Source organism: Aurantimonas sp. A3-2-R12, assembly GCF_036016755.1.
GTDB classification, from domain to species: Bacteria; Pseudomonadota; Alphaproteobacteria; order Rhizobiales; family Rhizobiaceae; genus Aurantimonas; species Aurantimonas coralicida_A.
In genome coordinates, this window is sequence record NZ_JAYXIH010000012.1 from 64,799 (window position 1) to 91,635 (window position 26,837).

Genomic DNA, 26,837 nt, shown 5'->3' on the forward strand with positions numbered 1-26,837 from the left:
TCACCGCGCGGCCCCGCCGTTTCGCGGCGGCTAATCGCGGCGGCGAAGCAGCGCCATCTGATCGCGCACGTAGCGCCGCATCAGCTCGGGCGCGGATGCGCCGAACATGCGGATGCGGCCGGTATGGGCGAGGAGCAGCAGGCCGGCGGCATGGGCGAAGATCTCCACGGTCAGCCGGTTCGCTTGGTACCGTTCGGCGCCCATCGCCTCCGCCGCCCGCCCGATCGGCGCCAGCGCGGCGCCGAGACGGGCATTCAGTCGCTCGTCGCGCGTCGCGCCGAGCCCCTGCGGCTTCATGCCGCCGCGCAGGAGGTAAAAGCCGAGGTCGAGATCGCGGGGATTTTCGGCGTAGAAGCCGAAAAAGGCCATCGCGGCGGCTTCAAGTTCGTCTTCGGGCCGACCCAGCCCTTCCACGGCGGCATCAACGGTCTCCCCCAGCCGCCGCAGCGAGGCTTCCAGCACCTCGGCATAGATCGCTTCCTTGGAATCGAAGTGGAAATAAAGGGCGGCCGGGGTGTAGCCTGCGGCCTTGGCGATGGAGCGCAGGCTGGCGCCGTCGAGGCCATCGGCCTCGAACACCCGGCGTGCCGCATCGAGAATGAGTTCGCGCTTCATCTCGCCGATGGCCCGGCGCCGATCCGCTTGCCCGTTGCCCATCGCGATTTCGTCCTCTGATCTTACATTTGACATTTTTTCTAACAGTGTTCAAATCTGGCTGCAATACACGATGAGGAGATCCGCCATGATGATGTCGTCCGCCGAGTTTCGCGAGTCCCTCCGCCGTTACAATCCGCGCGTCTTCGTCAATGGCGAGCGTGTGGCGAGCGTCGCCGACGCACCATCGCTGCGGCCCGGGATCAATGCCATCGGCGTCACTTACGACATGGCGCTCAAGGAAAAGCATGCGGCGCTGATGACCGCCCGGCAAGCGACCTCCGGCAAGACCGTCAACCGGATGTTGCATATCAACGAGACATCCACCGACCTGCTCTACAAGCTCGAGGCCGTCCGGCTCGTCTGCCAGGAATCCGGCTGCGCCCAGCGCTACCTCGTCCATGACGCGCTGAACGGCCTGTGGCAGGCGACCAAGCGGGCCGATGCCGAGCACGGGACGGATTATTTCGAGCGCTTCCTCGCCTATCTCCATCGCGTCCAGGACGAGGACCTGACGCTTGGCATCGCCATGACCGACGCCAAGGGCGATCGGTCCAAGCGGCCCGGCGATCAGGCCAATCCCGACGTCTATGTGCACGTCAAGGAGCGACGCTCCGACGGCATCGTGATCTCAGGCACCAAGGCGATCGTCACCGGCGCGCCCTACGTCCACGAATTCCTTGTCATGCCCTGCCGGACCCACCGGCCGGAGGACGCGGCCTGTGCCGTTGCCTGCGCCGTGCCGGTGGACGCGGAAGGCGTCACCATCGTCGCGCGGCCCGCCGGTCGTCCAGGCGAGGCGGCGGCAAAATTTTCCGGCACCTATGGCCAATCCACCGGCGTCGTCATCTTCGAGGACGTGTTCGTGCCGCACGAGCGTGTGTTCATGGACGGCGAAACCGTCGAGGCCGGTTATCTCACCACCTCCTACGCCACCCATCACCGGCATTCGTGCATCGGCGCGCGGGCGGGCTTTGGCGACCTCCTGATCGGCGCCGGCGCCCTGATGACCGAGGAGAACGGCCTCGACCCGGACAAGCACGGGCATATCCGCGAGGCCATGGTCGAACTCATCACCATCACCGAGAGCTTTTATGCCTGCGGCGTCGCCGCCTCGGTCTACGGCGTCAAGGACGGCTCCGGCAACATCATGCCCGACCCGATGTTCTCCAATGTCGGCAAGCTGCTGCTGGCGACCAAGATCTACGACATGCACCGCGTCGCCCATTACGTTTCCGGCGGGCTGATCGTCGCCTTGCCGGGTCCGGACGAGGACCACAATCCGGAGACCAAGGCCTCGCTCTCGGCTGTCCTTGCCGGCCGGCCGGACATTCCGGCCGAACAACGGCTGGAGGTCGCGCGGCTGATCGAGGATCTGACCGCCTCGCATCAGGGCGGCTGGTATTCCGTCATCTCGCTGCATGGCGGCGGCTCGCCGGAAGCGATGAAACGCGAGATCTGGCGCAACTATCCGGTGCTGGAGAAGGTCGAACTGGTGGAGCGGCTGCTCGGCCGCGGCGTTCTCGACGAGGGCCAGCGGGTGTCGAAGCAGCCCGGCCGTTGCTGCGCCACCGGATGCGAGGTGCCTGAACCGCCGACGGTCGCCCGCGCCGAAAGCAGCATTTCCGTTCCGGCCGCCGCCGAGTAGACTGCCGCCCGAGGAAAAGCGTGGGCGGCCGCGGCGACGCTGGCCGCGCCGCGATCGGGAGGGACAGTCATGGCGAGCCGCTACCACGAGGTTTATGATTCCTGGCGCAAGGACCCGGCAGGGTTCTGGATGAAGGCCGCGCGGGATCTCGCCTGGACGAAGGAGCCGACCCGCGCGCTCGACGCCGATGCCGGGGTCTATGGCCGCTGGTTTCCCGACGGCGAATGCAACACCTGCTTCAACGCTCTCGACCGCCATGTCGAAGCAGGCCGCGGCGACCAGGCGGCGATCATCCACGACAGCCCCGTCACCGGCACCAAGCGGCGCATCACCTATGGCGAGCTCCTGCGCGAGGTGAAGGCCCTGGCGGCGAGCCTGACCGATCTCGGCGTCGAGAAGGGCGACCGGGTGATCATCTACATGCCGATGATCCCGGAAACGATCGTCGCCATGCTGGCCTGCGCCCGGCTCGGCGCGATCCATTCGGTGGTGTTTGGCGGTTTTGCGGCGCGCGAGCTCGCTACCCGCATCGACGACGCCACCCCGAAGCTGATCCTGTCGGCCTCCTGCGGCATCGAGCCGACCCGGCAGGTCGAATACAAGCCGCTGCTCGACAAGGCGATCGAACTGGCGACGCACAAGCCGCAAGCAACGATCGTCCTGCAGCGGCCCGAACGCACCTGCACTATGGTCGAGGGCCGCGACCACGACTGGGCCGCCTCGCGCGACAAGGCCTTCGCCGAGATCGAGGCTGGCCGCGACGTGCCTTGCGTTCCCGTCAAGGCGACCGACCCGCTCTATATCCTCTACACCTCCGGCACGACCGGAAAGCCCAAGGGGGTCGTGCGCGACAATGGCGGCCACATGGTCGCGCTCCACTGGTCGATGGACGCGATCTTCGGCACCAAGGCCGGCGAGGTGTTCTGGGCGGCATCCGACGTCGGCTGGGTCGTCGGCCATTCCTATATCGCTTACGCGCCACTGCTGAAGGGCTGCACGACGGTTCTCTACGAAGGCAAGCCGATCGGAACGCCCGACGCCGGCGCCTTCTGGCGGGTCGTCGCCGAGCACGGGGTCAAGGTGCTGTTCACCGCGCCGACGGCGATCCGCGGCATCCGCAAGGAAGACCCCGACGGGGCGCTGGCCGCGCAGTATGATCTGTCGCAATTCGAGGCGCTGTTCCTGGCCGGCGAACGCGCCGACCCGGATACGCTGATCTGGGCGGAAAAGACCCTCGACCGTCCGGTGATCGACCATTGGTGGCAAACCGAATCCGGCTGGCCGATCGCCGCCAATCCCAAGGGCCTTGGCCTGCTGCCGATCAAGCGCGGCAGCCCCGGCGTCGCCATGCCCGGCTACGAAATCCATGTGCTGAACGAGGCGGGCAAGGAGGCCGCGCCCAATGAAATGGGCGCAATCGCGGTGAAGCTGCCGCTGCCGCCGGGCGCGCTGCCGACACTGTGGCACGCCGAGGACCGCTTCCGCGACGGCTATCTGTCGGCCTTTCCCGGCTATTACTCCACCTCCGACGGCGGGTTCATTGACGAGGAAGGCTATCTCTACGTCATGGGCCGCACCGACGACGTGATCAATGTCGCCGGCCATCGCCTGTCGACGGGCGAGATGGAGGAGGCGGTCGCCGGCCATCCGGCGGTCGCCGAATGCGCCGTCATCGGCATGCGCGATGAACTGAAGGGCGAGCTTCCCTGCGGCTTCGTCGTTCTCAAGAACGCCAACGGCCAGGACCGCGCCGAAATCGAGCGCGAACTCGTCGCCATCGTGCGCGACCGCATCGGCCCGGTCGCCGCCTTCAAACGGGTCGTCATCGTCGACAAGCTGCCGAAGACGCGCTCCGGCAAGGTGCTGCGCCGCACGATGAAGGCGATCGTCGACCACGACGCCTTCGACATGCCGGCGACGATCGAGGATGCCAGCGCCATCGACGACGTCAAGCGCGCGGTGGGGTGAGGGATCTGCCGGCCCCGAACAAGCGGCGGACCTTGCAAGGCCTCGCATCTGTATATACTTTCTTGATATGAATATACAGTGCGGAGATTTGATGATGGCGCTTTACATCCGGGACCCTGAAGTCGACGAACTCGCCAGGAAGCTTCGCGCCATGACCGGGGCCAAGAGCAAGACGGACGCCGTCCGACGGGCGCTGCGGAACGAGTTGCGCCGGGCGCGCCGGCCCGAGCGGTTCGACGACCGGAACGCCAAAGTGATGGTGATGGCTGATGCCCTTGGCTCGTCGCAAACGCTTCCCTTCGACATGAAGGCCTTCACCGACGCGATGTGGGACGACGCCTGATGATGATCGACGCCTCGGCGATCGTGGCGATTCTCAACCGCGAGCCCGACGCGGAGAGATTGAAGCGCGCGATCGAAGAGGCGGACTCGCCCCTGTACACCTCGCCCCTTGCGCTGTTCGAGGCGACGCTCGGCCTGGCCCGCGCCAAATCCGATCCGCGCCGCCGCCCGACGGCGGAAGAGATCGCCGCGGCGGACATCGTCGTGCTTGAATTTGTCAAAGCCAACACGCTCGAGGTCGTGGCCGTCGGCCCACAAACGGCGGCGCGCGCCCTGCGGGCGGCTGCGACTTACGGCAAGATCGTCGGCCACCCGGCGGATCTGAATTTCGGCGACTGCTTCATCTACGCCAGCGCCAAGGAAATCGGCGCGCGCCTTCTCTACACCGGCAACGACTTCGCGAAGACCGACCTTGCATGATCTTCGCCGAAGACACCGCCACCGCCCCCGGTTCCTCTTCGCCCCGTTTCCGGCTAGAAGCCCGGCGCGGCCCATAAGCACGGGTTCCGGAGACCGCTCATGAATGATGCAGCACTGCCCCAGGACAATGGCGAGACCCAGGCGCGCCTGCTCGCCCAGGCCCTGCCCTTCATGCAGGCATACGAGAACAAGACCGTCGTGGTGAAATATGGCGGCCACGCCATGGGCGATCCGGAACTGGGCCAGGCGTTTGCCCGCGACATCGCGCTCTTGAAGCAATCCGGCGTCAACCCGATCGTCGTCCATGGCGGCGGCCCGCAGATTGGCCGGATGCTAACCCAGATGGGCATCGAATCGCGCTTCGAGGGCGGCCTTCGCGTCACCGACGAGGAAACGGTGAAGATCGTCGAGATGGTCCTCGCCGGCTCGATCAACAAGGAGATCGTCGCCCTGATCAACGCCGAGGGCGAATGGGCGATTGGCCTGTGCGGCAAGGACGGCAACATGGTCTTCGCCGAAAAGGCCCGCAAGACCGTCGTCGATCCCGACTCGAACATCGAGCGGGTGCTCGATCTCGGCTTTGTCGGCGAACCGGTCGAGGTCGACCGCACGCTGCTCGACCTCTTGGCCCGCTCCGAAATGATCCCGGTGATCGCGCCGGTCGCCCCCGGCCGCGACGGCGCCACCTACAACATCAACGCCGACACCTTCGCCGGCGCCATCGCCGGCGCGCTGGAAGCCTCGCGCCTGTTGTTCCTCACCGACGTTCCCGGCGTCCTCGACAAATCCGGTCAGTTGATCAAGGAGCTGTCGGTGGCGGAGGCGAAGAACCTGATCCGTGACGGCACCATTTCCGGCGGCATGATCCCCAAGGTCGAAACCTGCATCGAGGCGATCGAGCGCGGCGTCGAGGGGGTGGTCATCCTCAACGGCAAGAAACGCCACGCCGTCCTGCTGGAACTTTTGACCGAGCACGGGGCGGGCACGCTGATCGTGCGGTGACGGGCATCCGGCCGGGCAGAAAATGCTCGGATCAGCACCGCCGCCTTGGTCGCACGGCAGCATGTCCCAAGATGCAAATCCTCGCCATACAAGCACTGGCGTTGTAGACTGACGGTCTGGCAAACCGGCGGACAACCAAAAATCGGGCTGTTCATCCGGTCGCCGATCGACCAGAACGCCGTATCCGCTTTCGGCCGGCATGGGTCGCGGGCCGGATCGGCGGCAAATTCGACATAGACGAAAAGGAGCCACGATGGCGAGAAAGCCCAATTTCGATTTCGAGCGTCAGGAACGCGATAAAGCCAAGGCTGCCAAGAAGGCCGCGAAGGCCGAGGCCAAGGCCGCCGCCAAGGAGCAGGCAGCCCCCACTCCAGTGCCCCCGGAACCGCGGGACTGATCCTTTCGTCCGCCATCCATCGGGGTACAGATCTTCAGGGACGAAGGTCTGCCCATCGCAAGTCGGGTCGGAACGACGCTGAACACCGCCGCGGACATGCGGGTGTGAGCGGCGGAACGGCCGGCAACCTCCAGGTCGGGATCAACGCGGTGCAGCTGGAACTGGCGACGCCATACCCTCCGCAGGACTTCCTTGCTTGTCAGTTCGAGATCGGTCGCGGACGACATCGGGCAAACCGATGATCGATCCAGTCGCGCCTGTCCGAAACGATCCGCTTTTCGACCTGGGCTGGTCCGCGTTCTTTTCAGAACAGCTCACATCGGATGACGAGGGTCTCCAGCCGGTGCGCGTCGCGAAGGTTCATCGCTCGCGCATCACCGCCCTGTCACCAACAGGTCCTCTCGAGCCGGTGCTGCCGGCCGACCTCCCGATCAGCCACTTTGCGGTCGGCGACTTCGTGCTGGTCGATCCCGAGACGCTCCTCGTCCGGCGCCGCCTCGACCGCCGGTCGATCCTCCAGCGCCGGGTGTCGGGCACGCATGTCCCGCAATGTGCCGGCGCCAACATCGACACGCTGTTCATCGTCACGTCGTGCGATGCCGATTTCAATCCGGCCCGGCTCGAGCGTTATCTGGCCGTGGCCAACCAGGCCGCAACGGAGCCGGTCATCCTGTTGACGAAGGCGGATCTCGCAACGGACCCGGAAGCCTTCCATCGCCAGGCCAGCGCGTTGCAGCGCGATCTCGACGTGGTGATCGTCAATCCCAAGGCAAGCGAGGCGGCGCTAGCGCTGGCGCCGTGGTGCGCACGCGGACAGACGGTGGCGGTCGTCGGATCATCGGGTGTCGGCAAATCGACGCTGGTGAATACGCTGGTCGGATCGGATGCGGCGGTGCCGCAACTGACCGGCGCCGTCCGCGAACATGATTCCAAGGGACGGCACACGACCACCGCGCGCTCGCTTCATGCGATCGCGGGCGGCGGCTGGGTGATCGATACGCCAGGGATCAGGACGCTACAGGTCAGCGACGTCGCCGACGGTCTCGACCGACTGTTCGCGGAGATCACCGAGCGCGCGCCGCTTTGCCGATTCAGCGACTGCACCCATGCGCACGAGCCGCAATGCGCCGTTCAGGCCAGCGTCATCGCCGGCGACATCGATCCCGAACGGCTGGCACGCTGGCGCAAGCTGAAAGACGAGAACGCCGACAATGACCAAGCCGAGACGAGTTGGGCCGGCCGCTCCGGGGGCGGGCGCAAGAAGCGACGTTGACCCGCGTTAGCGACAGGTCCGGCCAGCTCGTTAGGGAGCTGTCGGGGGCGGAGGCGAAGAATTCGATCGGCGACGGGACGATGTCCGGCGGCATGATTCCCAAGGTCGAGACCTGCATCGCGGCGATGGAGCTCGATGATCCTCAACGGCACGAAACGGCAAGCTGTCCTGCTGGAGCTCTTGACCGAGCACGGGGCGGGGACGTTGATCGTGCGGTGAGCTGAAACCGGCGTCGGGCCCCACCAGCGAGGTTGCCTTGAGGGATAATCACACCACGTGATATCTTAATGGCGCGTGCATCGTACTAAGCTTTGCGTCACGTCTTCACGCTCTATTAGGCAAACGAGGGCACAGTCCTGACGAATGGAGGCCAATGCCATTGCGCGCCCTCTTGCTGGTCGACGCTGGCTTTTGGCGCTAGACGTTAACCGTCGCCCGATGAGTATTGCCTTCAGCCAAGAATTGAGCTGAACTCGATTTCCGAAACCCTGGAGCCGATGGTGATAGATTTCGTCGAATATCGCTTCCGAATAATTGGCCCTTCGCCGGAAACGCTGCCCATGGGACGGTTGGCCGCCTACATGGCTGAACTGGCGCGCCTTTTAGGATCTGAAGAGAAGATCCATTTCGATCGGATTGAAAACCGCAGCGTCGGCGTGGTCGCGCGCGTGCCTCCCGAGGAGATCGCTACCGTTTCTCCTCGCGTGCGAGCGGCGGCCCATAACGATGAACAAGCGGACGCGGCGGTTCCGTTTCGCCAGTTGAACAAACTCTTGGGGGAGGACGGATGGAAGGCTGAGTTGCCTTTGCCTCAATGTGGCGAGGTCATTCAGTTTCCCGGCACCTCCAAAAACGAAAAAGCGCTGAAGAGGGTCCAGCAGCCGACGACAATTCGTGGTCGACTGATTCGTATCGAGGGTTCGGGCGATGTCGTGAAGATCGGCTTAGAAATAGATGGTCGCCTTTCGGCACGCGTATCTTTCCCGGCAGCCAGTGTTCAGGATCTTGCGCGCCATTTCCATCACCATGTCAGCGTGACAGGCGATGGCCGTTGGAAGCGTGACGACGATGGACAGTGGTCCCTGGAAGATCTGAAGGCGGTATCGTTCGAACCTTTGGACGATAGCCCGCTCAGCACAGTGCTTGATCGATTGCGGAACCTGATGCCTGCCGGGGAAGGCGCCAAAATCATCAAGGCTGTCGATGAGCTACGACACTGATGGTCGTCGTCGATACAAATTTCCTCGTTTTGATGATCGACCCTAGCAGCACTCAGAACACAAACAACCGCGTCGATCGCGTCCGGCACTTCATTGCCGAGACATCCAATACTGGCGAGGTTGTCGTTATTCCATCGCCGGTTTTGGCCGAACTTGTTGCAGGTCGGACCAGTCGGGTTGAGGAAATTGTCGAGACGATCCGCCAGTTCCGCGTGATGGAGATTCAGGCGTTCGATACCGTAATTGCCATCGAGACCGGCGAACGGATTGCTGCGGTTCAGGCTCGGATACCAGAAGACCAGCGCCTTCCCGGATGGAAAGTGGCGATGAAGTACGATGCGATGGTTGCAGCCACCGCTCTCGTTCGCGGAGCTCGGGCGATCATCACGACAGATGATGGGTTCGGAAAATATCTGGAAGGCTCGTCGATTTCTATGCTTCGGATCGATGAACTTCCGATGCCGCCGGAAGATCCTCAAGGGGATATGCTCCGAATTCTGCCTTGACGCTCATAAAAACTGCGGGACGACCAACCCCATCACAGAGCCGCCGCCGCTCTCGCCCTACGTCGCAGCCCCCAATAACACCACGATCCCGCCGACGATCAGTACGCAGCCGGCGAGTTCCAGCCGGGTGATCGTCTCGCGAAACCAGAACACCGACGAGGCATAGGTGAAGACCAGCTCGATCTGGCCGAGCGCGCGGACATAGGCGACCTTTTCCAGCGTCATAGCCGTGAACCAGCCGGCCGAGCCGCAGACGCCGACGATCCCGACGAGGAGGGCGGGCCGCCAGGCGCGCGCGACGGCCTTCAGCTCGGCGCGGTCCCTGAGAGCCATCCAGGCAAGCATCGCCAGCGTCTGGATGCCCGTCGCGAAGGCCAGCGTCATCGCGGCCCGCATCGCCACCCCGCCATCGCCAAGCGACAGCGACGCCCACCGAAAGCAGACCGCCGAGACGCCGAACAGCGCGCCGGAGAGGAGCCCGATCCCGGCTTCTCGCGAAACGAGACCGTCGGCGATGGCGCTCCAGCCGCGCCGGCCGCCTGCCCCGCGTCCGGCGACCGAAATCAGCCCGACCCCGAACACGCCGACCACGATGGCGACGAAGGCCAGCGGCGCGATGGCCTCGCCGAGGATCAACAGGCCGAACAGCGCCGCCTGCATCGGCTCGGTCTTGGAGTAGGCCGTGCCGACCATGAAGTTGCGGAATGAAAACAGATAGACGAGCAGGAAGGTGGCGAGGATCTGCGCGATCCCCCCGACGGCGACGGCAAACAGGAACGTTGCGTTCGGCGGCGGGAAGCCCGTGCCGAGAAGGACGCGCAGGGCGAAGACATAAAGGACGGCGAAGGGAAAACCGAAGCCGAACCGCGCGAAGGTCGCCCCGGTCGTGCCCATCCGACCCTTCAACTGCCGTTGCAGCGCCGAGCGCAGATTTTGCAGGAAGGCGGCGGTGATGGTAATCGGAATCCAGAGCGGCACAGGCGATCCGTCAGCTTTGTCTCAACGCCCCTCGCTCTCCTATTCGGCGACGCTTGGCAAGGCGGCCGATTGCTCGAACCTCTGGACATCATGACCGCGCACACAGCCATCCGTCAGACCGCCGACGCGACGCCGCAGGATTTCGCCGACATCCGCGACTGGGTCTTCGATCTCGACAACACGCTCTACCCGCGCCACACGAACCTGTTCGCGCAGATCGATCAGCGCATGACCGCCTTCGTCTCGGACTTCCTGTCCCTGCCCAAGGACGAGGCTCGGGTGGTTCAGAAGGATTTCTACCGCCGCTACGGCACCACGTTGCGCGGGCTGATGCAGGAGCACGCCGTCGATCCCGACGCCTTCCTGCAATATGTCCATGACATCGACTATTCGTGGCTCAGCCCCGACCCCGCGCTCGGGGACGAGATCAAGGCGCTACCGGGGCGCAAGTTCATCTTCACCAATGGCGACCGCGGCCACGCCGAGCGCACGGCGCAACAACTCGGCATTCTCGATCATTTCGAGGACATCTTCGATCTGGTCGCCGCCGGGCTCGTTCCGAAGCCCGCCTCCGAGACCTACGACAAGTTCATGGGATTGCACCGGATCGACGCCGACCGCGCGGTCATGTTCGAGGATCTGGCACGGAATCTGGAGGTGCCGAAGAGGCTCGGCATGCGCACCGTGCTGATCGTGCCGCGCAATCTGGAAGAAACCTTCGGCGACGTCTGGGAGCACGAAGGCCGCGACGGCGAACACATAGACTACGTCACGGACGATCTGGCGACGTTCCTGCGCTCGGTGCGCTGACCCGTCAGGTCAGTTGCCGAGCAACGAACGGCCTTTCCTGACGAGGCTGGCACCCCGGGCGAGCGCGGCCTTCCGCATCAACGCGATGTCGTAGGGACCAGCCGCTTGAGCGGGCCGATCCTCGTGGATCGTCCTTGGTGCCATTTCCTTGGGACGGGCGGCCAAACCGGCTTTCACCGCCTCGCGATCCGCCCTGCTGCGGGCGTCGCTGTCACTGCTTTCCCGCGCGGGAGATGTATCAGTGCCAATGGACTGGGGCGTGTCCCGGTCCTGCTGCTCGCGCATCATTGACGGGTCTGTGTCGAGATCGGGCATTGGAGTCTCCTCAATTCCGGTGGGACGGCCTTCGAGGGCGTCCCGAGCTTCGAGGGGGAAACGCCTGTATTTCCAAAGTAGTTCCCGCCTCGGCTGCCCGATCGCGGCGACAAACGACGCCCCTAGGGACGATGGCGGGTTTTGCGGGAATCACGCTATGGAAAGCGGCAGGACGTCGCCCTCAGCTGCCGACGCAGAGGATTGGCAGGATCGAATCCTTCACCTCGGCGGTCGCATCCGGCACGCTGGCGAGCGGCTCTGACGCATCGGCGGTCTCGAAAGCGATGTCGTTGGCATGGAGGAAGGCGATCGCGGCATCCGGGCGGATGGCGAAATTGATCGACTGGGGGATGTCGCCGGTGGCGTCGGCGACGGCGACCGCGTTTAGTTTGGCGGTGACCACCCCGACGACGCGGCCGGCGAGGTCGACCAGGGGTCCGCCGGAGTTTCCGGGCTGCACCGCGGCGGAAATCTGCAAATAGCGCGGGTCGTTCATCAGGCCGAGCAACGACGACACGTTGCCGCGCGTCACGTTGAGCGAGTCTGCAAGGATCGAGCGCAGCGGATATCCGAGCGCCAGAATGTCCTCGCCGAGACGCGGCTTGCCCGCCGAGATTTCCAGCGGCTCACCGAGCGCTCCGTCGACCTTGATCAGGGCGAGATCGTTGTCCGTGTCGATAATAGTCTGGCTGGCCGCGCCGAGATCGCCGACGAGAACTGTTCTGCAGGCCTTCACGACATGCGCATTGGTCAGGAGCCAGCCGTCACGCGACACAACGAAGCCCGTGCCGGCCATGTCGAATTCCTGCGCGCCCGGCTGCATCGCACCTGAGCCGGTCTCGCCGGGAAGCTCGAAAACATGCGGGCGGTTCGGATCGGAATAGGCCATGGCGTAGCGGGCCTCCGGCGCGCCGACGGCACGCTTGCGCGCCAGCATCGAGGAGAATGGTTTCGCCTCGTTCGACGCGACCAGCGGCGCCTGCGGCTCGCCGGCAAAGGGTTCGAAGAGGTTCGACGCGACCACCGCATAGGGCGCCATACGCCCTGCCTCACCGTTGGTATAGGAGATCGAAAGGCCGCGCAGATCACCGTCCCGGCCCGCGAAGCGCATCACGTAGCTGCGGCCCGATTCCTGACCACGCAGAACGAACCACAGACCGCCGAACTCGGCGTCGCTGACCGAACGCGTTTCCGTCGCCTGGCTCAGGACATCGAAGAGCCCCTTGAGGGTCTGTCCGGTGTCGGCGATGCGCACGGTTTCGATTTCGACAGCATCATCGGCGGAGCGCCACAGATTGCCGACCTCGGTGGCGCCGAAGTCACGCACCATTTCCAGAGGCAGCGCGGCGCGGGCGCCGGTCGCGGCATCATCGACCAGCGTCATGCCGAGAGCCTTCTCGGCGTCGTCCGACCGCGCGATCAAAAGTTCCAGCATCGCTTCGTCGATGATACCGCTTGGCGTCATTCCAAGCCGCGCCTGAAAGTCGCGGATTGCGCGGAGCGACGCGGCATCGATGACCCCGTCGAATGCGCCGACATAGTCACCGGTCCAGGCGAGACGAATCTGCAGGCCCTTGCGGAAATCGGCATCGGTCTGCTCGTTATAGGCGATCGACAACTCGGACACTTGGGCGACGGCCGTCAGCGGCGCCAGAGGCGCGATGGCCAAGGCTATTCCCGCTAACAGAACCTTCGTGAAGCGCCGCATGTCATTCCCCTCGCGTCCGGTGACACAAAAGAAACGCGAGAAGGTCGGATTCGATCCCGACCAAATTCATTTTTTCTTAATAAAGCATGTCCGAGACCTTTCCACTTTGAGGAAAAGCTCTAGTCGCGCCGCTTGCGTCACTCGGCAGGCACCCGCGCCCTGACAGGGTTCAAGGTCTCCGCCTCGCCGAGGTCGACGGCCTCGATCCGCTCACCGCGCCGGATCAGTTTCTCGGTCGAGACGAGGATCTGATCGACGTCACGACCGGCTTGACCGAAATGGGTCTTCAATGCGGCGACGCGGGCGTCAAGCCGGGTCAGATCCTCCGTCAGGTGCCGTACCTCTTGTTGAATACGGCCGGCCTCGGCGCGCATCCGCGCATCCTTGAGGATCGCCTGAACGACCTGGATCGACAACAGCAGCAGCGACGGCGACACGATGACGACCCGCGCCCGATAGGCTTTCTGGACGACGTCCTCGAACCGCTCATGCAGTTCGGCGAAGATCGTCTCCGAAGGCACGAACAGGAACGCGGTATCCTGCGTCTCGCCGGGGATCAGATACTTGCCGGCGATCGCCTTGACGTGGACATCCATGTCGCGCCGCAGCCGGCTTGCGGCGAAGTCGCGGGCATCGTCGCTCTCGGCGTCGCGCAGCGCGCTGTAGGCCTCGAGCGGAAACTTCGCGTCGATAGCAAGCGAGGGCGCGCCATTCGGCATCTTGATCAGGCAGTCGGGGCGCTTGCCGTTGGAGAGCGTCGCCTGGAATGAGTAGGCGGCGCTCGGCAGTGCGTCGGCGACGATCGCCTGCATCCGGCCCTCGCCAAAGGCGCCGCGCGTCTGCTTGTTGGCAAGGATGTCCTGCAACCGAACCACCTCGCCGGCCAAATTCCGGATTTCGCCCTGGGCGCGATCGATCACCGCGAGACGCTCGGACAGGGCGGACAGCGACGCGTTCGTCGTGGTGGTGGTCTGGAGGATCGACTGCCCGACCCGCGAGGTAAGCCCGTCGAAGCGCTCGGCGAGCGTGCGAGTGAGGTCCGCCTGCCGGGCGCCGAAGATCTCGGCCATCGTCTGCATCCGACCGGTGATTTCGGACTGGGATTTCAGCACCGCGTCCAGTCGATCGGACGATTCCGCCTCGCGGCTTTCCACCAGCTCCAGTGCCTCCCGCGCCGCGCGGCGGGCGCGCAGCCAGAGGACGAGGAGGAGCAACAGCAGGCCCGCCAGAACCAGGGCAAAGACCGGGACTGCATGGTCGCCGATCGTGATGATGGGCGTCGTGAGAAGGGCGGCAAGAGCGTCGCTGTCCATGGTCCGACCCTAGATTCGATTCGTTAACGAATTGGACCAAAGCACGAACATTGCTGCGCTGGAAGTATCAACGGCGCATGGAAGCCCGTCCGCATGTCGGCACCGCACCGATTGACCGCGATTGTGTCAGCGATTACCTCAGCGGCCATGACGATCAAGCCTCTCATCATTCTGCCGGATCCGATCCTGCGCCAGCCCTCAAAACCCGTCGAAACGGTTGGCGACCGCGTCAAGCGGCTGGCCGACGATATGCTGGACACGATGTACGACGCGCCCGGCATCGGGCTCGCCGCGATCCAGGTGGGCGAACCGCTTCGCCTGCTGGTCATCGACGTGTCAAAGGAGGAGGACGACAAGGCGCCGCAGGTGTTTCTAAATCCCGAGATTCTGGCCGAGTCCGACGACCGCAATGTCTATGAGGAAGGTTGCCTGTCGATCCCGGACTATTATGCCGAGGTCGAGCGGTCCGCCGAGGTGACGGTCCGCTATCTCGGCCTCGACGGCAAGATGCACGAAGAGACGGCGGACGGCATCCTGGCCACCTGCCTCTTGCACGAGATCGACCATCTCAACGGCGTCCTGTTCATCGACCACATCTCCAAGCTGAAGCGCGACATGGTGGTGAAGAAGTTCACCAAGGCGGCCCGCAAGGCGATCGTGTGAGCCGGCGATGACGCTGCGCGTCGTCTTCATGGGGACGCCCGCCTTCGCCGTCCCGACCTTGCGCGCCATCCACGCCGCCGAACATGACATCGCCGCCGTCTACACCCAGCCGCCGCGCAAGGCCGGGCGCCGGGGCCTGACGTTGACCCCTTCCCCCGTCCAGACCGAAGCCGAACGGCTGGGGCTGGACGTTCGCACGCCGCTGAACTTCAAGGACGAGGCGGAGATCACGGCCTTCACGGCACTGGAGGCAGACGTCGCAATCGTCGTCGCCTATGGCCTGTTGCTGCCGCGTCCGATTCTCGACGCGCCGCGCCACGGCTGTCTCAATGGTCACGGCTCGCTGCTGCCGCGCTGGCGCGGCGCCGCGCCGATCCAGCGGGCGATCGAGGCTGGCGACGCCGCCACCGGCATGATGGTGATGCGCATGGAACTCGGCCTCGATACCGGCCCGGTGGCGCTGGCCGCCGAGACGCCGATCGGCCAGACCGAAACGGCGGGCGAATTACACGACCGGCTCGCGGCGATCTCGGCCGATCTGATGGCCGAGGCGCTCGAAAAGCTCGAAGCCGGTACGCTGACCTTCGAGGACCAGAACGCGATCGCCGCGCGGACGGGGCGTGCGCCGCTCTACGCCAGGAAGATCGACAAGGCCGAGGCCGCGCTCGACTTTACCGGTGAAGCCCAACCGATCGCGGCCAAGATCAACGCCTTCTCGCCGTTTCCGGGCGCCTGGACGACGCTGTCGTTCGGCGGCAAGCCAGAGCGGGTGAAGATCCTGCGTGCCTCGGCCGAGACGGGCGCGGGCGCGCCGGGCACGGTGCTGGACGGCCACCTGCTCGTCGCCTGCGGTTCGGGGGCGGTGCGTCTTCTCGAACTGCAACGCGCCGGCGGCAAGCCGATGGCGGCGGACGACCTTTTGCGGGGATCGCCCGTGCCGGCCGGCAGCGTCGCCGGCACCGCCTGATGCCCCGATACAAGCTCACCATCGAGTACAACGGCAAGCCCTATTGCGGCTGGCAGCGCCAAACCAGCGATCCCTCGGTGCAGGAGGCCGTCGAGACCGCCATTGCCGGTTTTTCCGGCGAGCCTGCTGTGCTGTTCGGCGCCGGGCGGACCGACGCCGGCGTTCATGCCACCGGACAGGTGGCGCATCTGGATCTGTCGCGCGAATGGGACTGCGACGTCATACGCGACGCGCTCAACGCCCATTTGCGCCGCGAGGCCGTCGCGATCCTCGACGTCGAGCGCGTTGATGAGGATTTCGACGCCCGCTTTTCCGCCCGCAAGCGGCATTATCTCTACCGCATCTTCAACCGTCGGCCGCCGCCCGTGCTGCTCGCCGGCCAGGTCTGGTGGGTTTCCAAGCCGCTCGACGTGGACGCGATGCATCACGCCGCCCAGTGTCTCGTCGGCACCCACGATTTCAACACCTTCCGCTCCGCCCATTGTCAGGCCAAGAACCCGATCCGCACGCTCGAACGCCTCGACGTCCTCAAGGGACCCGGCGACGAGATCCACATCCACGCCATGGCCCAGTCGTTCCTGCACAACCAGATCCGCTCCTTCGCCGGCACGCTGAAGCTTGTCGGCGAACACCGCTGGAGCGAGGAAGACCTCGTCACCGCGCTGAAATCGCGTGACCGCACCCGCTGCGGCCCGGTGGCGCCGGCCGACGGGCTGTATCTGACGCGGATTGAATATGGCACGGCGCCGAAGCGCACACTGCCGCCTTATCCCGGCTAATATGGCCTGATCAGATCAGCGGAATGCCGGTCAGGTCCATCACCGCGCCATAGCTGACCAGGGCAGCGACAATCATCAAAATGGTGACCGCCACGGCGCCGCCCAGATCCTTGCCGGTGGCAAAGAAGATCAGCCGCACGGTGAGCGCGATCGAGGCGAGGGTGACGAGCGCGCCGAGCAGTGCCGTTCCGCCACCCATGCCGACCAACAGCACGATCAGCCAATAGGGCGCGAACACCCAAGCGAGCATGGCACCGCCCCAATTGGTGGCGACCACCAGCGGCACGATCTTGCGGGAATAGCCGATCGGCTTGGCGACCAGCATCAGGACGAGGATCGGCAGCACCCATGCGAGAACATCGGCCAAGGCGTGCGCGCCATAGACGGCGACCGGCCCCATGTCGGTGGCCCGGCCCTCGCCCTGGACCGATTCGAACTCGATCCATGACAGCGCGATCGGCGGCAGCGCCACCACGATGGCCGAAAAGGACTGCCAGAAGCCGTCGGCGGACAGATCGAGGCGCTTCAGCCCCTCGGCCCGGCCGGCCATCAGCAAGGCGGCGCCCGAGAAAAAGCGGACGATATCGTCGATGCTCGGCACCAAGTCAGGCGTGGGCGGCGAACCAGCGGGCGATGAAAGCTTCATAAATCCTCGTCAGTTCCTCGAGGTCGGACAGGGCCACCCGTTCATTGGCCATGTGCATAGTCTTGCCGACAAGACCAAATTCCACAACCGGGCAATAATCCTTGATGAAACGCGCGTCCGACGTTCCTCCCGATGTCGAGAGTTCCGGCTGACGCCCGGTGACATCAGCGATCGCGTCGATCAGCGACTGGGTCAGGGCATCGTCCCGCGTCAGGAACGCTTCGGCCGGACGCTCGCGCCATACGATCTCGACCGCCGCCGCCTCGCGGCCGGGACGGAACCGCTGCGAAGCCGTGGCTGCTTCGATGCGCCGCGTCAGTTCCTCCTTTAGGCTCTCCGGCGTCCAGCGGTCGCTGAAGCGGACATTGAAGAACAGGCGCGCGCGCGCCGGAATGACGTTGACCGACGGATTGCCGGTATCGATCGAGGTAATTTCGAGGTTCGAGGCCGGGAAGCGCTCGGAGCCCGCGTCCAGCGGCTCTGCCATCAGCACCTCGGCGATCGCAACGACCGCGCGCACCGGGTTGTCCGCCAGATGCGGATAGGCGACGTGGCCCTGCCGGCCGGTGACCAGCACCTCCGCCGAGAGCGAGCCGCGCCGGCCGACCTTGATCATGTCGCCGAGCGCTTCGCGGTTGGTCGGCTCACCGACCAGACAGGCGTTGAAATCTTCGCCTCTCGCCTTGGCCCATTCCAGAAGCTTCACCGTGCCGTTCACCGCCGGTCCTTCCTCGTCGCCGGTGATCAGCAGCGAGACGCGGCCAGCCGGGGCGCCGTGATGGGCGACATGGCGCCCATAGGCGGCGACGAAAGCGGCGATGCCGCCCTTCATGTCGACCGCGCCGCGCCCATAAAGCTCGCCATCGACGATCGCCGCCGAAAACGGGCCTTCCCGCCAATCGCTTATCTCGCCCGGCGGCACCACGTCGGTGTGCCCGGCAAAGACGAGATGCGGGCCGGACGCTCCGGCGCGGGCGAAGAGGTTTTCGACATCGGGCGTACCCTCACCGGAAAACACTGGGCGCTCGACCGCGAATCCAAGCGGCGTCAGCATGGCTTCGAGCGCGGCCAGCGCGCCGCCTTCGTCGGGGGTCACCGACGGGCAGCGGATCAGGCACGAGAGAATGTCGACGGGATCGGTCATCTTTGTCATGGCCGCGTCAGATAGACCAATTGATGCAGGCTCGCCACAGGCACGCGATAAGTCACCGTCACAGCTGCGGAAGATCGAGCAAAGAATGGTTTCGCCACCTTTCCGCCGCGAAGCGGACCAACGGACTGGGCGCGGCCGGTTTGTTGAGAGAAAAGTGCATGCGAGTGTCGGAGTTCATGATCCCAGCGACAAGGCGCGCCGTCACGGCGTCGACGTTCGCGATCGTCGCCATTGCGAGCCTTTCCGGTTGCGTCGCCGGCGGCTCGCCGCTGGCTACCGCCCTTGAGTCCGCACAGACCGATACGGCAACCGAGGCGGAGGTCGCCGCCCTTGCCACTGGAGTCGCCCCGTCCGACGGGGACGTGAAGATCGCGGCCCGCGAGGCGAAGCAAGCCACCGAGCGCGGCACGATCTCCGGCAGCGCCTCGCTCGACCGGATGATCGAAGAACACGCGCGCGAAAATGGTATCCCGCCGGCATTGGCCTATGCGGTCGTGCGCGTCGAAAGCCGCTACAATCCGAAGGCGCGCGGCGCCGGCGGCGTCTACGGCCTCAGTCAGATCAAGCCGGCGACGGCCCGCAGCATGGGCTTTTCCGGATCGGCCAACGCGCTCTTCGACCCGGACACCAACCTCACCTACGGCATGAAATATCTGAAGGGCGCTTGGGAACAGGGCGGCCGCGACGTCTGCAAGGCGTCGATGAAATACAAGGGCGGGCTGCGCACGACCCGCATGAGCGCCTCGGCCGCCCGCTACTGCTCCGCCGTCAAGGCGCATATGGCCGAGATCGTCAAACGGCGGCGGATGCCGGCTGTGGTCGAGGCGCCTGCCGAAGAGCCGGGCCTTATCGGAACGCTCGTCGCCGCCGTGACACCGTCGGAGGAGCCGTCAACGTCTACGAAGACGAGGGTTCGTGCCGTTTCAGCCAAGCCTGCCCAGATAGCGGTGCCGGAGAAGGTGGCCGATCAGGTCGTCGTCGCCACCGCGCCTGCCCCAGCGCCACGGGCCGAAAGCGCGTCGGCACCCGGCGGCCAGGCCTCGGTTTCAGGGGACGGTGAGGCCAAGGGCGGCCGCATCGCCGCCGCTGACGCAACAGTGGTCGCGGACGACGCCGCGCTCGCCGATCGCATGGCCGGCACCGCCGACAAATAGCGTTGACTCAGTCGCGGTCGATGACGACCAGCATCGGCCCGAGCCGGTCGCGGCGGTAGTCGATGCCGGAACCGGGATAGTAGAGGCTCGACACCTTGCCGTCGAAGAACAGCGCATCGCGGCAGCCGAGCCGGTCCCGGAAGAACGTCGCGAAATCCCAGAAATTCACCGGCTTGCGGGACAGGACGAGGCGTACCGTCCGGCCGTCCTCGCTGGCGCAGACGCCGTTGCGAACGTAGCGGCTGTCGGAGCCGTCGATGAAACGGGGATGTAGCCGGCCGTCGATCAAGAGCATCGGCCCCGACTGTGTGGCGAGCTCCGGCGTGTGGTTGCCGGAGAGATAGCGCTCCGTATCGCGGACGTAAGCCTTGCCGTTCTCGATGAAGAACACCCCGTTCGGCTGCATCGAGAAATTGCCGCTGCCGGTGCCGCGCACCGCCTGCTTCAACACGCGCCCGTCCTGCACGGCAAGGCCCACCGCGCGGCGATCCTCGTGATACATGCCGGCGTTCATGATCAGCCGCAGGCGCCGGTCGCCGACGCTCGCCGCCGCCTTGGCAAAGGTCTCGTAAGGCTGTCCCGCCGCGTCCTCGGACCGCAGCATCACCGCGTAGCGGTCGAGCGGGACGTCGCAGACGATGTAATCGACGCCCCCGGCGGTTTCGGTCCGGCAGAGACCCTGATGGTCCGGCGGAATCGCCGGCGCCGGCTGCAACCAGCCGAACAGGCCGCCGAGCGCGGCGAGCGACAACGGCCAGAAGGATTGCAGTCTCGCCATCTCATCCTCGCTCAGGCCCGGGCTGATGCAGTCCGGCTAGTGCATCAGACTAAAAAGTGGAATCCGGTTTTGGATTATTCCGATGCTCAATCAAAATGTTAGAGCGTGCTTTGTGCGCCCGAACGGACGCACGGCACTCTACCCGCGTCAGTTGCGCAGCAGCTCGTTGATCGAGGTCTTCGAGCGCGTGCGCTCGTCGACCCGCTTGACGATGACGGCGCAATAAAGGCTCGGGCCGGGCTCGCCATTGCCCATCGGCTTGCCGGGCAGCGCGCCGGCGACGACCACCGAATAGGGCGGCACCTCCCCATAGCTGATCTCGCCTGTGGCCCGGTCGACGATCTTGGTCGACTGGCCGATGAATACGCCCATGCCGAGCACGGCACCCTCGCGCACGATGCAGCCCTCGACCACCTCGGAGCGCGCGCCGATAAAGCAATTGTCCTCGATGATCGTCGGACCGGCCTGCATCGGCTCCAGCACGCCGCCGATGCCGACACCGCCCGACAGATGCACGTTCTTGCCGATCTGGGCGCAGGAGCCGACGGTCGCCCAGCCGTCGACCATCGTACCCTCGTCGACATAGGCGCCGAGATTGACGAAGGACGGCATCAAGACGACGTCCTTGCCGATATGGGCCGAGCGCCGCACGATGGCACCGGGAACCGCCCTGAGACCTGCCGCGCGGAAGCGCGTTTCGTCCCAGCCGGCGAATTTCGACGGCACCTTGTCCCACCAGGTCGCCCCGCCGGGGCCACCCTCGATGACCTGCATGTCGTTGAGCCGGAACGACAACAGCACCGCCTTCTTCAACCACTGATGCACCGTCCACTGACCATCGCCGCCACGGGTTGCGACGCGGGCCTCGCCACGGTCGAGCAGGTCGAGTGCCGCGTCGACGGCGTCGCGAATCTCGCCCGTGGTCGATGCCGAGACGCTGTCGCGGTCCTCGAAGGCTCGTTCGATCGTGGTTTCGAGAGCGGCGCGGTCGGGCGCGGTCATCGGCAAAACTCCTGAAAATCGGGGGGGCTTCAGGGCCTCAAGACCCTGTCCAAATCGGCGCGGACCCTAGTTGAAGGGGGTGAAGCGGTCAATGAAACCGCACGGGCAAACCGAACGAGGCCTCGATAATGCAGCAACCACCCCGCGACCAGCATGGCTGGGATCCGTTTCCAAGTTCGCAGCGGGACAAGGAGGCCACCAAGGACCAGGAGCACACGCCGCAGACGCTGTCGCCGACCTACCGCCTCGCCTTCGACGACGCCGACTTCCTGACCCGCGAGGAATTGCGCGGCGTGCGCCTGCAACTCGAGATGATGAAGCCCGAGATGGCGCTGATCGAGGCGGGCATCCTGTCCACGGTCGTCCTGTTCGGCGGCGCCCGCATCCCCGAGCCCGGCACCGATGCCTGGGCGGCCAAGAACGACACCCAGAAGCGCAATCTCGAAGCCAACGCCCGCTTCTATGACGAGGCGCGCAATTTCGCGCAATTGGCCTCACAGCACTCGGCGGACAGTTCCGGCGGCAAGGAATTCGTCATCGTCACCGGCGGCGGCCCCGGCATCATGGAGGCCGGCAATCGCGGCGCTGCGGATGTCGATGCAGTGTCGATCGCGCTCAACATCACCCTGCCGCACGAGCAGGCGCCGAACCATTTCGCCACGCCCGATCTGTCCTTCAACTTCCACTATTTTGCGATCCGCAAGATGCACTTCCTGCTGCGGGCGAAGGCGATGGCGATCTTCCCGGGCGGCTTCGGCACCATGGACGAGCTGTTCGAGGCCCTGACGCTGATCCAGACCCAGCGGATGCAGCGCATCCCGGTGATCCTGTTCGGCGAGGAATTCTGGCGGCGGGTGATCAATTTCGAGGCGCTGGCCGAGGAAGGCACCATCGCACCCGAGGATCTCGACCTCATCACTTTCGCCGATACGGCGGAAGACGGCTGGAAGGCGATCCGGACGTTTTACGAGTTCTGAGGAGAATGCGAGACGCCGGCGGAGTGCCGCTCACGCAACCTCCGCCGGTCAGTCGACGCTCGCGCCCATCTGCGCGCGCAACTCGGCGCAGCGGTCGCTGACATTTTGGCGTGGCGTGAAAATGGTGAAGTCAAAGGGAGCCGGCGCCGCCGGCGTCAGTCCATAGTCAGCAGGCTGGCCTTCGCCCTCGGCGACTTCGACCATCTGCACCGACACCGCGCGCGATTGCGGCTCGCGCTCGGCCAGGATCACCGGCACCGCCCAGTCATTGCGGACATGACCGGAACCGGCGATCAGCACCGCGCTGCCGGTCTCGCCGGCTGCGCCGATCATGGCCTCTGCCAATGCCCCGTCACGGGCCCGTTGCACCAGCGTCATCGGCGCGATGGCACCGTCCGGCATCAACCCGCAATGGGCCTCGCGGATCGTTTCGGCCAGTTCCGCCGACTGCGCCGCCGGCATTTGATCGTCGAGGCTCCACCGCCGCACATTGGCGTCCGTGAGCGCCGTAACGCCGTCCTCGGCGATCGCCCTGACGGTCTCGCGATCGAGATTGCCCGCGCGGATCGGCAGATCGTTCGCCACCGCGGAGTCGAAGATTGGCCGATACAGCGAGAAGTCCGGCCAGCCCCGTTCGGACCATTGGAGACGCTCGGCCAGCGTTGCGAGATCCTTGTCATCGCCAGCCTCGAACCCCGCCAGAATGTCGGCGAAGCCCTGCGGGATCATTTCGAAGACCACCGAGGGCTTGGCGCCCAGCTTCGCCAGTCCGCCGATAATGTCGGACTGGATCAGATGATGATCGGGATTGTCGTGGATCTCGCCGAGCAGCACGTAGCGGGCACCGTGCGCCGCGCCCAACAGCGCGTCCTGGCTGGACGGCGTGCCATCGGCGCCGAAGACCTGGCCGACCAGCGGGTTGTCGGCGAAATAGGCGGACTGCCAGGCGGACCGAGCGGGTTCGACCGGTTTGTCGAGCATCGCGGGCTGGCGATCCGCCGAAGCGTCCCCGGCCGCCTCGGCGATCTTCAGAGCTTTGGCCTTGGCGTCGCCGGCAGCGGCCAGACGCTGCAGCGAGCGCGCCGCTTTCGGCACCGCCTGAGCGGGCAGAAGGCTGTTCGCGGGGATCGTCTCCACGGCGTCGTCGCCGTCCCCATCGAAGGGTTCGACCGTCGCCACGGCGACGTCGGAAAACGGGTCGTCGCCATCACGACGATAGGAAACCTCGACCCGAGCTTCGCGCGCCGGCGGCACGAATTCGGCCGTCTTCGCGGCTTCGCTGGGGACCGTCGGCGTCACGCGGTCGGCGGTCCCGACAAAAACAGTGCCAAGACCTGCGAGCAGCACGATGCTGGATGGAACCCAGACGGAACGGTTCAAACGGCTTTCCCCCATGCTGATGGAACGCCCGCGAATCGCGCCGCCATCGATCAGCAAGTGATCGGCACAGGATGTGGCGAAACTATTGCGGCAGCCACCCTTTCAAGGGAAAAGCGCCGGAAAACGCTACTCAATTGCCGAATTCTTAGGATTTGCGTCAGCTTACCCTGCCGGAGAGGGGCAGACGGTCCGATTCTCGTGTCGGACCGTCTGCGTCGCCTCCCCAGGCAACTCCCGCCGCGTGGCACTGCGAATAGACTTCGCGTGCCCTCCTCGGGTTCCGCAGGATTGGCATACAGAGCGGTCCGCAGACGCGATAGGGACACGCCGCAACACCCCGATGCTTTCGACCCACATCCTCAACGAAGGCTTAAATTAGCTGTGGATGACCTTGGTGGTCGTCACAATTTTGCGGCTATCGCTTGGCTAGGCCAACAGGTCTCCGGCAAGCCCGCGCGGGCCTCGAAATCGCCGATCGCGCGTCGGGTCTTGAAGCCGGCGAGCCCATCGGCGCCGCCGACGTCGTAGCCCTTTGCCTCCAGCTTTGTCTGCATCCGCGCGACGTCTCCGCGCGTCATGCGATCGGTCTTCGCCCACCGCCCTTGCAGCGATCCCGCGCCTTGCATCCTGTCGGCGACATGGCCGACGAACAAGGCGTAGAGGTCGGAGTTGTTATACGCCTTGATGACGTAGAAGTTCGGCGTTGCGATAAAGGCGGGGCCGAAGCGCCCGGCCGGCATCATCAAATGCCCCTGCTCCGTCACCTCCTGCGGCGGAAACGGACGGCCGGAGACGCGTGTCACGCCGGCGGCGACGAACTCGGCGATCGGACGGCCGCGATCCGGCCCCTCATTGGCGCAGGAAACGCTAGCCGGCACGACGGCCTCGAAGCCCCAGTCCCGGTCCGGTTGCCAGCCGCTCTGACGCAGATAATTCGCGATCGAGGCCAGCGTGTCGGGCACTGAATTCCAGATGTCCTTCTTGCCGTCGCCGTCAAAATCCACCGCTAAAGTGAGGAATTTCGACGGCATGAATTGCGGCTGGCCGAGCGCCCCGGCCCAGGACGATTTCATCTGCGACGCGCTGAGATGTCCGTCCGCGACGATGTCGAGCGCCGCAAGGAGTTCGTCCCGAAACAGCGCCTTGCGCCGCGACAGATAGGCCTTGGTGCCAAGCACTTCGAAGGCGTTTTCCGGGATCTTCGCGTTGCCGAAGGCCGATTCGCGGCCCCAGATCGCGACGATGATCGGCGCCGGCACGCCGTAGCGCGCCTCGATCCTGTCGAGCACCGGCTTGTGTCGGGCGAGGAGCTTGCGCCCGGTCGCGGCATTGGCGGCGACGGCCCGCTCCGACAGATAGTCCGCGCCGCTCTTGAACTCGGCCTGGAAGTTTATCTCCGCGACGGTCTGCTTAGACCCGGGAAGCTGGAGATCCGGCAGCTTCAAATTCGGCGTTACGCCCTTGAACGCCGCCTCGAACACGGGGCGCGGCACCCCCCGCGCCTTGGCCGCCGGCCAGATATCGGCTTCGAGGAAGGCGCGGAAGCCGTCGGTCACCGCGTCGGCGCGGGCCGAAGCGGGGGCGCTGAACAAAAGGGCAAAGACAAGAAGGAACAGGGCGTGGAGCATATCGAAAGCCTAAAAACGCGAATGAATTGTGGGCGTCGTCGACGCGCGCGGTTCCTGATGAAACCGGCTGCGCCGCAGGTCAGCTCAAGCCGGGTTGTACCGCTGCACGGTGATTGTCCCCTCACGCGAACGCATGGTGTGGGCGTCGTGCCATGCCTGCATCCGCAGCAGCGTATCCATCGACACGCCGAACGCCTTCTCGATCCGCAGGGCCATTTCCGGCGACAGAGCCGCTTTGCCATTGACGAGATCGGACACGGTTGCCCGCCGCACGTCCAACACCTCCGCCGCCCTGGCGACGTTGAGACCAAGCGGTTCCAGCACCTCCTCGCGGATGAATGCCCCCGGGTGGGACGGCTCCATAGCAAGCAGATTGCCGTTCGGGCCGAGCATCCGCATCAATCGGTCCAAGCGCAAAAAGGGATCGGCAAGCCTACTATAAGTTTCCTATACTCGTTTCGTAAACAGCCGTACCTTCATAGTTATCGCGTAGCGTGAGCTTAAAATGTGTTCGAGAGTCTTTTACTAATTGATGCTCCATGTCCGAAATGAACATTATTTTTCCCTCGATCGGCGTGCGGCTAACCTCGACCTCTTTAATTTTTTCAAAGAGCGAATCCTCTCGCCTGATTATCACGGTTGGGTTGCCAGTTAGCCGAATATGGCTCCCAAAATCTCTAGGCTTCAGTGTTTCTGGGGGATTATTCTGAATGAGAACATCCAGCTCCGCCGTAACCACGATTCCATCCCCACCCATATTCCAAAGCGATACATCTAGAATAATTCCGGTCTGCTGCCGCCCGGAAAAATCAGTCGTAAAGATATTCGTTCCCATAATTAGAAAACGGAATTTAGGGGGAGTACTACCCGATTTATCTTTTATATCTTCAGAAATCGCGTGATTTGACGAAATTCTAGCTATATCTTCATCCTTTTTTGAAAGGCGGTCGTTCAATAAATCTATTCTGGACTGGAGTGTGTTACTTCGCTCAAAATGCAAAAATCTTCCAAGAGCAAAGCCTGCGCCGCCAAAAAGTATAGCAAATGCTACAAAGACCCAGGGTGCGGCACTCACCGCATCCCAGTTATCTTCGAGGAAACTTATAATATCCATGCGCGATTTATATCACGCGCTCTGAGTTTGCAAAAGATAATC

General features: G+C 64.6%; 28 protein-coding genes and 1 pseudogene. 16 read left to right on the forward strand and 13 right to left on the reverse strand.

Annotated elements, in window-relative coordinates:
• Positions 1 to 30 precede the first annotated feature (30 nt).
• Entirely contained in the window at positions 31 to 657 is a 627-nt protein-coding gene (locus tag VSX60_RS08435; protein ID WP_327623711.1) for a TetR/AcrR family transcriptional regulator, read from the reverse strand.
• 85 nt (positions 658 to 742) lie between these two features.
• On the opposite strand from VSX60_RS08435, the gene VSX60_RS08440 reads away from it, so the two are divergent.
• From VSX60_RS08440 to VSX60_RS08485, 10 genes and pseudogenes are all read left to right on the forward strand, one after another.
• The gene (locus VSX60_RS08440; RefSeq protein WP_327623712.1) at positions 743 to 2,302 is read left to right on the forward strand and encodes a 4-hydroxyphenylacetate 3-hydroxylase family protein; all 1,560 of its coding nucleotides are present in this window, start codon (positions 743 to 745) and stop codon (positions 2,300 to 2,302) included.
• Between the two features lie 69 nt (positions 2,303 to 2,371).
• The gene (locus VSX60_RS08445) at positions 2,372 to 4,270 is read left to right on the forward strand and encodes a propionyl-CoA synthetase (RefSeq protein ID WP_327623713.1); all 1,899 of its coding nucleotides are present in this window, start codon (positions 2,372 to 2,374) and stop codon (positions 4,268 to 4,270) included.
• A 94-nt stretch (positions 4,271 to 4,364) separates the two neighbouring features.
• Positions 4,365 to 4,613, forward strand: a complete 249-nt coding sequence (locus tag VSX60_RS08450) for a type II toxin-antitoxin system VapB family antitoxin (RefSeq protein WP_327623714.1) — start codon at positions 4,365 to 4,367, stop codon at positions 4,611 to 4,613.
• Between the two features lie 2 nt (positions 4,614 to 4,615).
• Entirely contained in the window at positions 4,616 to 5,032 is a 417-nt protein-coding gene (locus VSX60_RS08455) for a type II toxin-antitoxin system VapC family toxin (protein WP_327623748.1), read from the forward strand.
• Between the two features lie 99 nt (positions 5,033 to 5,131).
• Positions 5,132 to 6,034: an acetylglutamate kinase gene (argB, locus tag VSX60_RS08460; protein WP_327623715.1), complete on the forward strand. Its 903-nt coding sequence runs from the start codon at positions 5,132 to 5,134 to the stop codon at positions 6,032 to 6,034.
• Positions 6,035 to 6,287: 253 nt separating this feature from the next.
• On the forward strand, positions 6,288 to 6,431 hold the full coding sequence (locus tag VSX60_RS08465) for a hypothetical protein (RefSeq protein ID WP_327623716.1): 144 nt from the start codon (positions 6,288 to 6,290) through the stop codon (positions 6,429 to 6,431).
• Positions 6,432 to 6,669: 238 nt separating this feature from the next.
• Positions 6,670 to 7,704, forward strand: coding sequence for a ribosome small subunit-dependent GTPase A (gene rsgA, locus VSX60_RS08470; RefSeq protein ID WP_327623717.1), 1,035 nt, complete (start codon positions 6,670 to 6,672; stop codon positions 7,702 to 7,704).
• 5 nt (positions 7,705 to 7,709) lie between these two features.
• Positions 7,710 to 7,923, forward strand: a pseudogene (locus VSX60_RS08475) (acetylglutamate kinase); the annotation flags it as partial.
• A gap of 281 nt (positions 7,924 to 8,204) precedes the next feature.
• Positions 8,205 to 8,924 carry a hypothetical protein gene (locus tag VSX60_RS08480; RefSeq protein ID WP_327623718.1) on the forward strand — a complete coding sequence of 240 codons (720 nt, stop codon included), beginning with the start codon at positions 8,205 to 8,207 and terminating at the stop codon, positions 8,922 to 8,924.
• Positions 8,924 to 9,430 (forward strand): type II toxin-antitoxin system VapC family toxin, encoded by a 507-nt coding sequence (locus tag VSX60_RS08485; RefSeq protein ID WP_327623719.1) that lies wholly within the window; start codon positions 8,924 to 8,926, stop codon positions 9,428 to 9,430. Before VSX60_RS08480 ends, VSX60_RS08485 begins: the two co-directional genes overlap by 1 nt.
• A gap of 57 nt (positions 9,431 to 9,487) precedes the next feature.
• Here the strand turns inward: VSX60_RS08485 and VSX60_RS08490 are convergent, their stop codons facing one another.
• Entirely contained in the window at positions 9,488 to 10,408 is a 921-nt protein-coding gene (locus VSX60_RS08490; RefSeq protein WP_327623720.1) for a DMT family transporter, read from the reverse strand.
• A gap of 90 nt (positions 10,409 to 10,498) precedes the next feature.
• Here VSX60_RS08490 and VSX60_RS08495 point away from each other — a divergent pair, with 90 nt between their 5' ends.
• On the forward strand, positions 10,499 to 11,218 hold the full coding sequence (locus VSX60_RS08495) for a pyrimidine 5'-nucleotidase (RefSeq protein WP_327623749.1): 720 nt from the start codon (positions 10,499 to 10,501) through the stop codon (positions 11,216 to 11,218).
• Positions 11,219 to 11,227: 9 nt separating this feature from the next.
• Here VSX60_RS08495 and VSX60_RS08500 read toward each other — a convergent pair whose 3' ends face one another.
• The 3 genes from VSX60_RS08500 to VSX60_RS08510 all read right to left on the reverse strand — a co-directional run bounded on the left by VSX60_RS08500 (position 11,228) and on the right by VSX60_RS08510 (position 14,554).
• Positions 11,228 to 11,533 (reverse strand): hypothetical protein, encoded by a 306-nt coding sequence (locus tag VSX60_RS08500; protein WP_327623721.1) that lies wholly within the window; start codon positions 11,531 to 11,533, stop codon positions 11,228 to 11,230.
• 181 nt (positions 11,534 to 11,714) lie between these two features.
• Complete coding sequence (locus tag VSX60_RS08505) at positions 11,715 to 13,202, reverse strand: serine protease (protein ID WP_327623722.1); 1,488 nt, start codon at positions 13,200 to 13,202, stop codon at positions 11,715 to 11,717.
• Positions 13,203 to 13,378: 176 nt separating this feature from the next.
• Positions 13,379 to 14,554, reverse strand: coding sequence for a DNA recombination protein RmuC (locus tag VSX60_RS08510; protein WP_327623723.1), 1,176 nt, complete (start codon positions 14,552 to 14,554; stop codon positions 13,379 to 13,381).
• A 147-nt stretch (positions 14,555 to 14,701) separates the two neighbouring features.
• Between VSX60_RS08510 and def the strand changes: the two genes are divergently transcribed.
• Genes def through truA form a run of 3 tightly spaced genes read left to right on the forward strand, consistent with a single transcriptional unit; the run spans position 14,702 to position 16,963 of the window.
• Positions 14,702 to 15,217, forward strand: coding sequence for a peptide deformylase (gene def / locus VSX60_RS08515; RefSeq protein ID WP_327623724.1), 516 nt, complete (start codon positions 14,702 to 14,704; stop codon positions 15,215 to 15,217).
• A 7-nt stretch (positions 15,218 to 15,224) separates the two neighbouring features.
• Positions 15,225 to 16,184 carry a methionyl-tRNA formyltransferase gene (gene fmt / locus VSX60_RS08520; RefSeq protein WP_327623725.1) on the forward strand — a complete coding sequence of 320 codons (960 nt, stop codon included), beginning with the start codon at positions 15,225 to 15,227 and terminating at the stop codon, positions 16,182 to 16,184.
• Positions 16,184 to 16,963 carry a tRNA pseudouridine(38-40) synthase TruA gene (gene truA, locus VSX60_RS08525; protein ID WP_327623726.1) on the forward strand — a complete coding sequence of 260 codons (780 nt, stop codon included), beginning with the start codon at positions 16,184 to 16,186 and terminating at the stop codon, positions 16,961 to 16,963. The genes fmt and truA overlap by 1 nt, the downstream gene beginning before the upstream one ends.
• Positions 16,964 to 16,973: 10 nt before the next feature.
• Here the strand turns inward: truA and VSX60_RS08530 are convergent, their stop codons facing one another.
• Entirely contained in the window at positions 16,974 to 17,564 is a 591-nt protein-coding gene (locus VSX60_RS08530) for a hypothetical protein (RefSeq protein ID WP_327623727.1), read from the reverse strand.
• A gap of 4 nt (positions 17,565 to 17,568) precedes the next feature.
• Positions 17,569 to 18,762, reverse strand: a complete 1,194-nt coding sequence (gene dapE / locus VSX60_RS08535) for a succinyl-diaminopimelate desuccinylase (protein WP_327623728.1) — start codon at positions 18,760 to 18,762, stop codon at positions 17,569 to 17,571.
• Between the two features lie 176 nt (positions 18,763 to 18,938).
• Here dapE and VSX60_RS08540 point away from each other — a divergent pair, with 176 nt between their 5' ends.
• Positions 18,939 to 19,916 carry a lytic transglycosylase domain-containing protein gene (locus tag VSX60_RS08540; RefSeq protein WP_327623729.1) on the forward strand — a complete coding sequence of 326 codons (978 nt, stop codon included), beginning with the start codon at positions 18,939 to 18,941 and terminating at the stop codon, positions 19,914 to 19,916.
• Between the two features lie 7 nt (positions 19,917 to 19,923).
• On the opposite strand, the gene VSX60_RS08545 is transcribed toward VSX60_RS08540, so the two are convergent.
• Together VSX60_RS08545 and dapD are read right to left on the reverse strand one after the other, a co-directional pair.
• Positions 19,924 to 20,694: a phosphodiester glycosidase family protein gene (locus VSX60_RS08545; protein ID WP_327623730.1), complete on the reverse strand. Its 771-nt coding sequence runs from the start codon at positions 20,692 to 20,694 to the stop codon at positions 19,924 to 19,926.
• Positions 20,695 to 20,841: 147 nt separating this feature from the next.
• Positions 20,842 to 21,696: a 2,3,4,5-tetrahydropyridine-2,6-dicarboxylate N-succinyltransferase gene (dapD, locus tag VSX60_RS08550; RefSeq protein WP_327623731.1), complete on the reverse strand. Its 855-nt coding sequence runs from the start codon at positions 21,694 to 21,696 to the stop codon at positions 20,842 to 20,844.
• A 128-nt stretch (positions 21,697 to 21,824) separates the two neighbouring features.
• Here dapD and VSX60_RS08555 point away from each other — a divergent pair, with 128 nt between their 5' ends.
• On the forward strand, positions 21,825 to 22,673 hold the full coding sequence (locus VSX60_RS08555) for an LOG family protein (RefSeq protein ID WP_327623732.1): 849 nt from the start codon (positions 21,825 to 21,827) through the stop codon (positions 22,671 to 22,673).
• Positions 22,674 to 22,721: 48 nt separating this feature from the next.
• Here VSX60_RS08555 and VSX60_RS08560 read toward each other — a convergent pair whose 3' ends face one another.
• The 4 genes from VSX60_RS08560 to VSX60_RS08575 all read right to left on the reverse strand — a co-directional run bounded on the left by VSX60_RS08560 (position 22,722) and on the right by VSX60_RS08575 (position 26,795).
• Entirely contained in the window at positions 22,722 to 24,053 is a 1,332-nt protein-coding gene (locus tag VSX60_RS08560) for a ChaN family lipoprotein (RefSeq protein ID WP_327623733.1), read from the reverse strand.
• Positions 24,054 to 24,454: 401 nt separating this feature from the next.
• Positions 24,455 to 25,681 (reverse strand): lytic murein transglycosylase, encoded by a 1,227-nt coding sequence (locus VSX60_RS08565; protein WP_327623734.1) that lies wholly within the window; start codon positions 25,679 to 25,681, stop codon positions 24,455 to 24,457.
• A gap of 84 nt (positions 25,682 to 25,765) precedes the next feature.
• Positions 25,766 to 26,080 carry a HigA family addiction module antitoxin gene (locus VSX60_RS08570; protein WP_327623735.1) on the reverse strand — a complete coding sequence of 105 codons (315 nt, stop codon included), beginning with the start codon at positions 26,078 to 26,080 and terminating at the stop codon, positions 25,766 to 25,768.
• Positions 26,081 to 26,117: 37 nt separating this feature from the next.
• Complete coding sequence (locus tag VSX60_RS08575; protein WP_327623736.1) at positions 26,118 to 26,795, reverse strand: hypothetical protein; 678 nt, start codon at positions 26,793 to 26,795, stop codon at positions 26,118 to 26,120.
• Positions 26,796 to 26,837: the final 42 nt, after the last annotated feature.

What these genes read in the sequence shown, in the direction of transcription:
- VSX60_RS08545 (WP_327623730.1), bottom strand. Translation starts at nt 20,694, where the DNA reads ATGGCGAGACTGCAATCCTTCTGGCCGTTGTCGCTCGCCGCGCTCGGC.
- dapE (WP_327623728.1), bottom strand. Translation starts at nt 18,762, where the DNA reads ATGACAAAGATGACCGATCCCGTCGACATTCTCTCGTGCCTGATCCGC.
- VSX60_RS08445 (WP_327623713.1), top strand. Translation starts at nt 2,372, where the DNA reads ATGGCGAGCCGCTACCACGAGGTTTATGATTCCTGGCGCAAGGACCCG.
- VSX60_RS08565 (WP_327623734.1), bottom strand. Translation starts at nt 25,681, where the DNA reads ATGCTCCACGCCCTGTTCCTTCTTGTCTTTGCCCTTTTGTTCAGCGCC.
- VSX60_RS08455 (WP_327623748.1), top strand. Translation starts at nt 4,616, where the DNA reads ATGATCGACGCCTCGGCGATCGTGGCGATTCTCAACCGCGAGCCCGAC.
- truA (WP_327623726.1), top strand. Translation starts at nt 16,184, where the DNA reads ATGCCCCGATACAAGCTCACCATCGAGTACAACGGCAAGCCCTATTGC.
- def (WP_327623724.1), top strand. Translation starts at nt 14,702, where the DNA reads ATGACGATCAAGCCTCTCATCATTCTGCCGGATCCGATCCTGCGCCAG.
- VSX60_RS08500 (WP_327623721.1), bottom strand. Translation starts at nt 11,533, where the DNA reads ATGCCCGATCTCGACACAGACCCGTCAATGATGCGCGAGCAGCAGGAC.
- VSX60_RS08555 (WP_327623732.1), top strand. Translation starts at nt 21,825, where the DNA reads ATGCAGCAACCACCCCGCGACCAGCATGGCTGGGATCCGTTTCCAAGT.
- argB (WP_327623715.1), top strand. Translation starts at nt 5,132, where the DNA reads ATGAATGATGCAGCACTGCCCCAGGACAATGGCGAGACCCAGGCGCGC.
- rsgA (WP_327623717.1), top strand. Translation starts at nt 6,670, where the DNA reads ATGATCGATCCAGTCGCGCCTGTCCGAAACGATCCGCTTTTCGACCTG.
- VSX60_RS08540 (WP_327623729.1), top strand. Translation starts at nt 18,939, where the DNA reads ATGATCCCAGCGACAAGGCGCGCCGTCACGGCGTCGACGTTCGCGATC.
- VSX60_RS08465 (WP_327623716.1), top strand. Translation starts at nt 6,288, where the DNA reads ATGGCGAGAAAGCCCAATTTCGATTTCGAGCGTCAGGAACGCGATAAA.
- VSX60_RS08485 (WP_327623719.1), top strand. Translation starts at nt 8,924, where the DNA reads ATGGTCGTCGTCGATACAAATTTCCTCGTTTTGATGATCGACCCTAGC.
- VSX60_RS08450 (WP_327623714.1), top strand. Translation starts at nt 4,365, where the DNA reads ATGGCGCTTTACATCCGGGACCCTGAAGTCGACGAACTCGCCAGGAAG.
- VSX60_RS08510 (WP_327623723.1), bottom strand. Translation starts at nt 14,554, where the DNA reads ATGGACAGCGACGCTCTTGCCGCCCTTCTCACGACGCCCATCATCACG.
- VSX60_RS08495 (WP_327623749.1), top strand. Translation starts at nt 10,499, where the DNA reads ATGACCGCGCACACAGCCATCCGTCAGACCGCCGACGCGACGCCGCAG.
- VSX60_RS08435 (WP_327623711.1), bottom strand. Translation starts at nt 657, where the DNA reads ATGGGCAACGGGCAAGCGGATCGGCGCCGGGCCATCGGCGAGATGAAG.
- dapD (WP_327623731.1), bottom strand. Translation starts at nt 21,696, where the DNA reads ATGACCGCGCCCGACCGCGCCGCTCTCGAAACCACGATCGAACGAGCC.
- VSX60_RS08575 (WP_327623736.1), bottom strand. Translation starts at nt 26,795, where the DNA reads ATGGATATTATAAGTTTCCTCGAAGATAACTGGGATGCGGTGAGTGCC.
- VSX60_RS08440 (WP_327623712.1), top strand. Translation starts at nt 743, where the DNA reads ATGATGATGTCGTCCGCCGAGTTTCGCGAGTCCCTCCGCCGTTACAAT.
- fmt (WP_327623725.1), top strand. Translation starts at nt 15,225, where the DNA reads ATGACGCTGCGCGTCGTCTTCATGGGGACGCCCGCCTTCGCCGTCCCG.
- VSX60_RS08570 (WP_327623735.1), bottom strand. Translation starts at nt 26,080, where the DNA reads ATGCGGATGCTCGGCCCGAACGGCAATCTGCTTGCTATGGAGCCGTCC.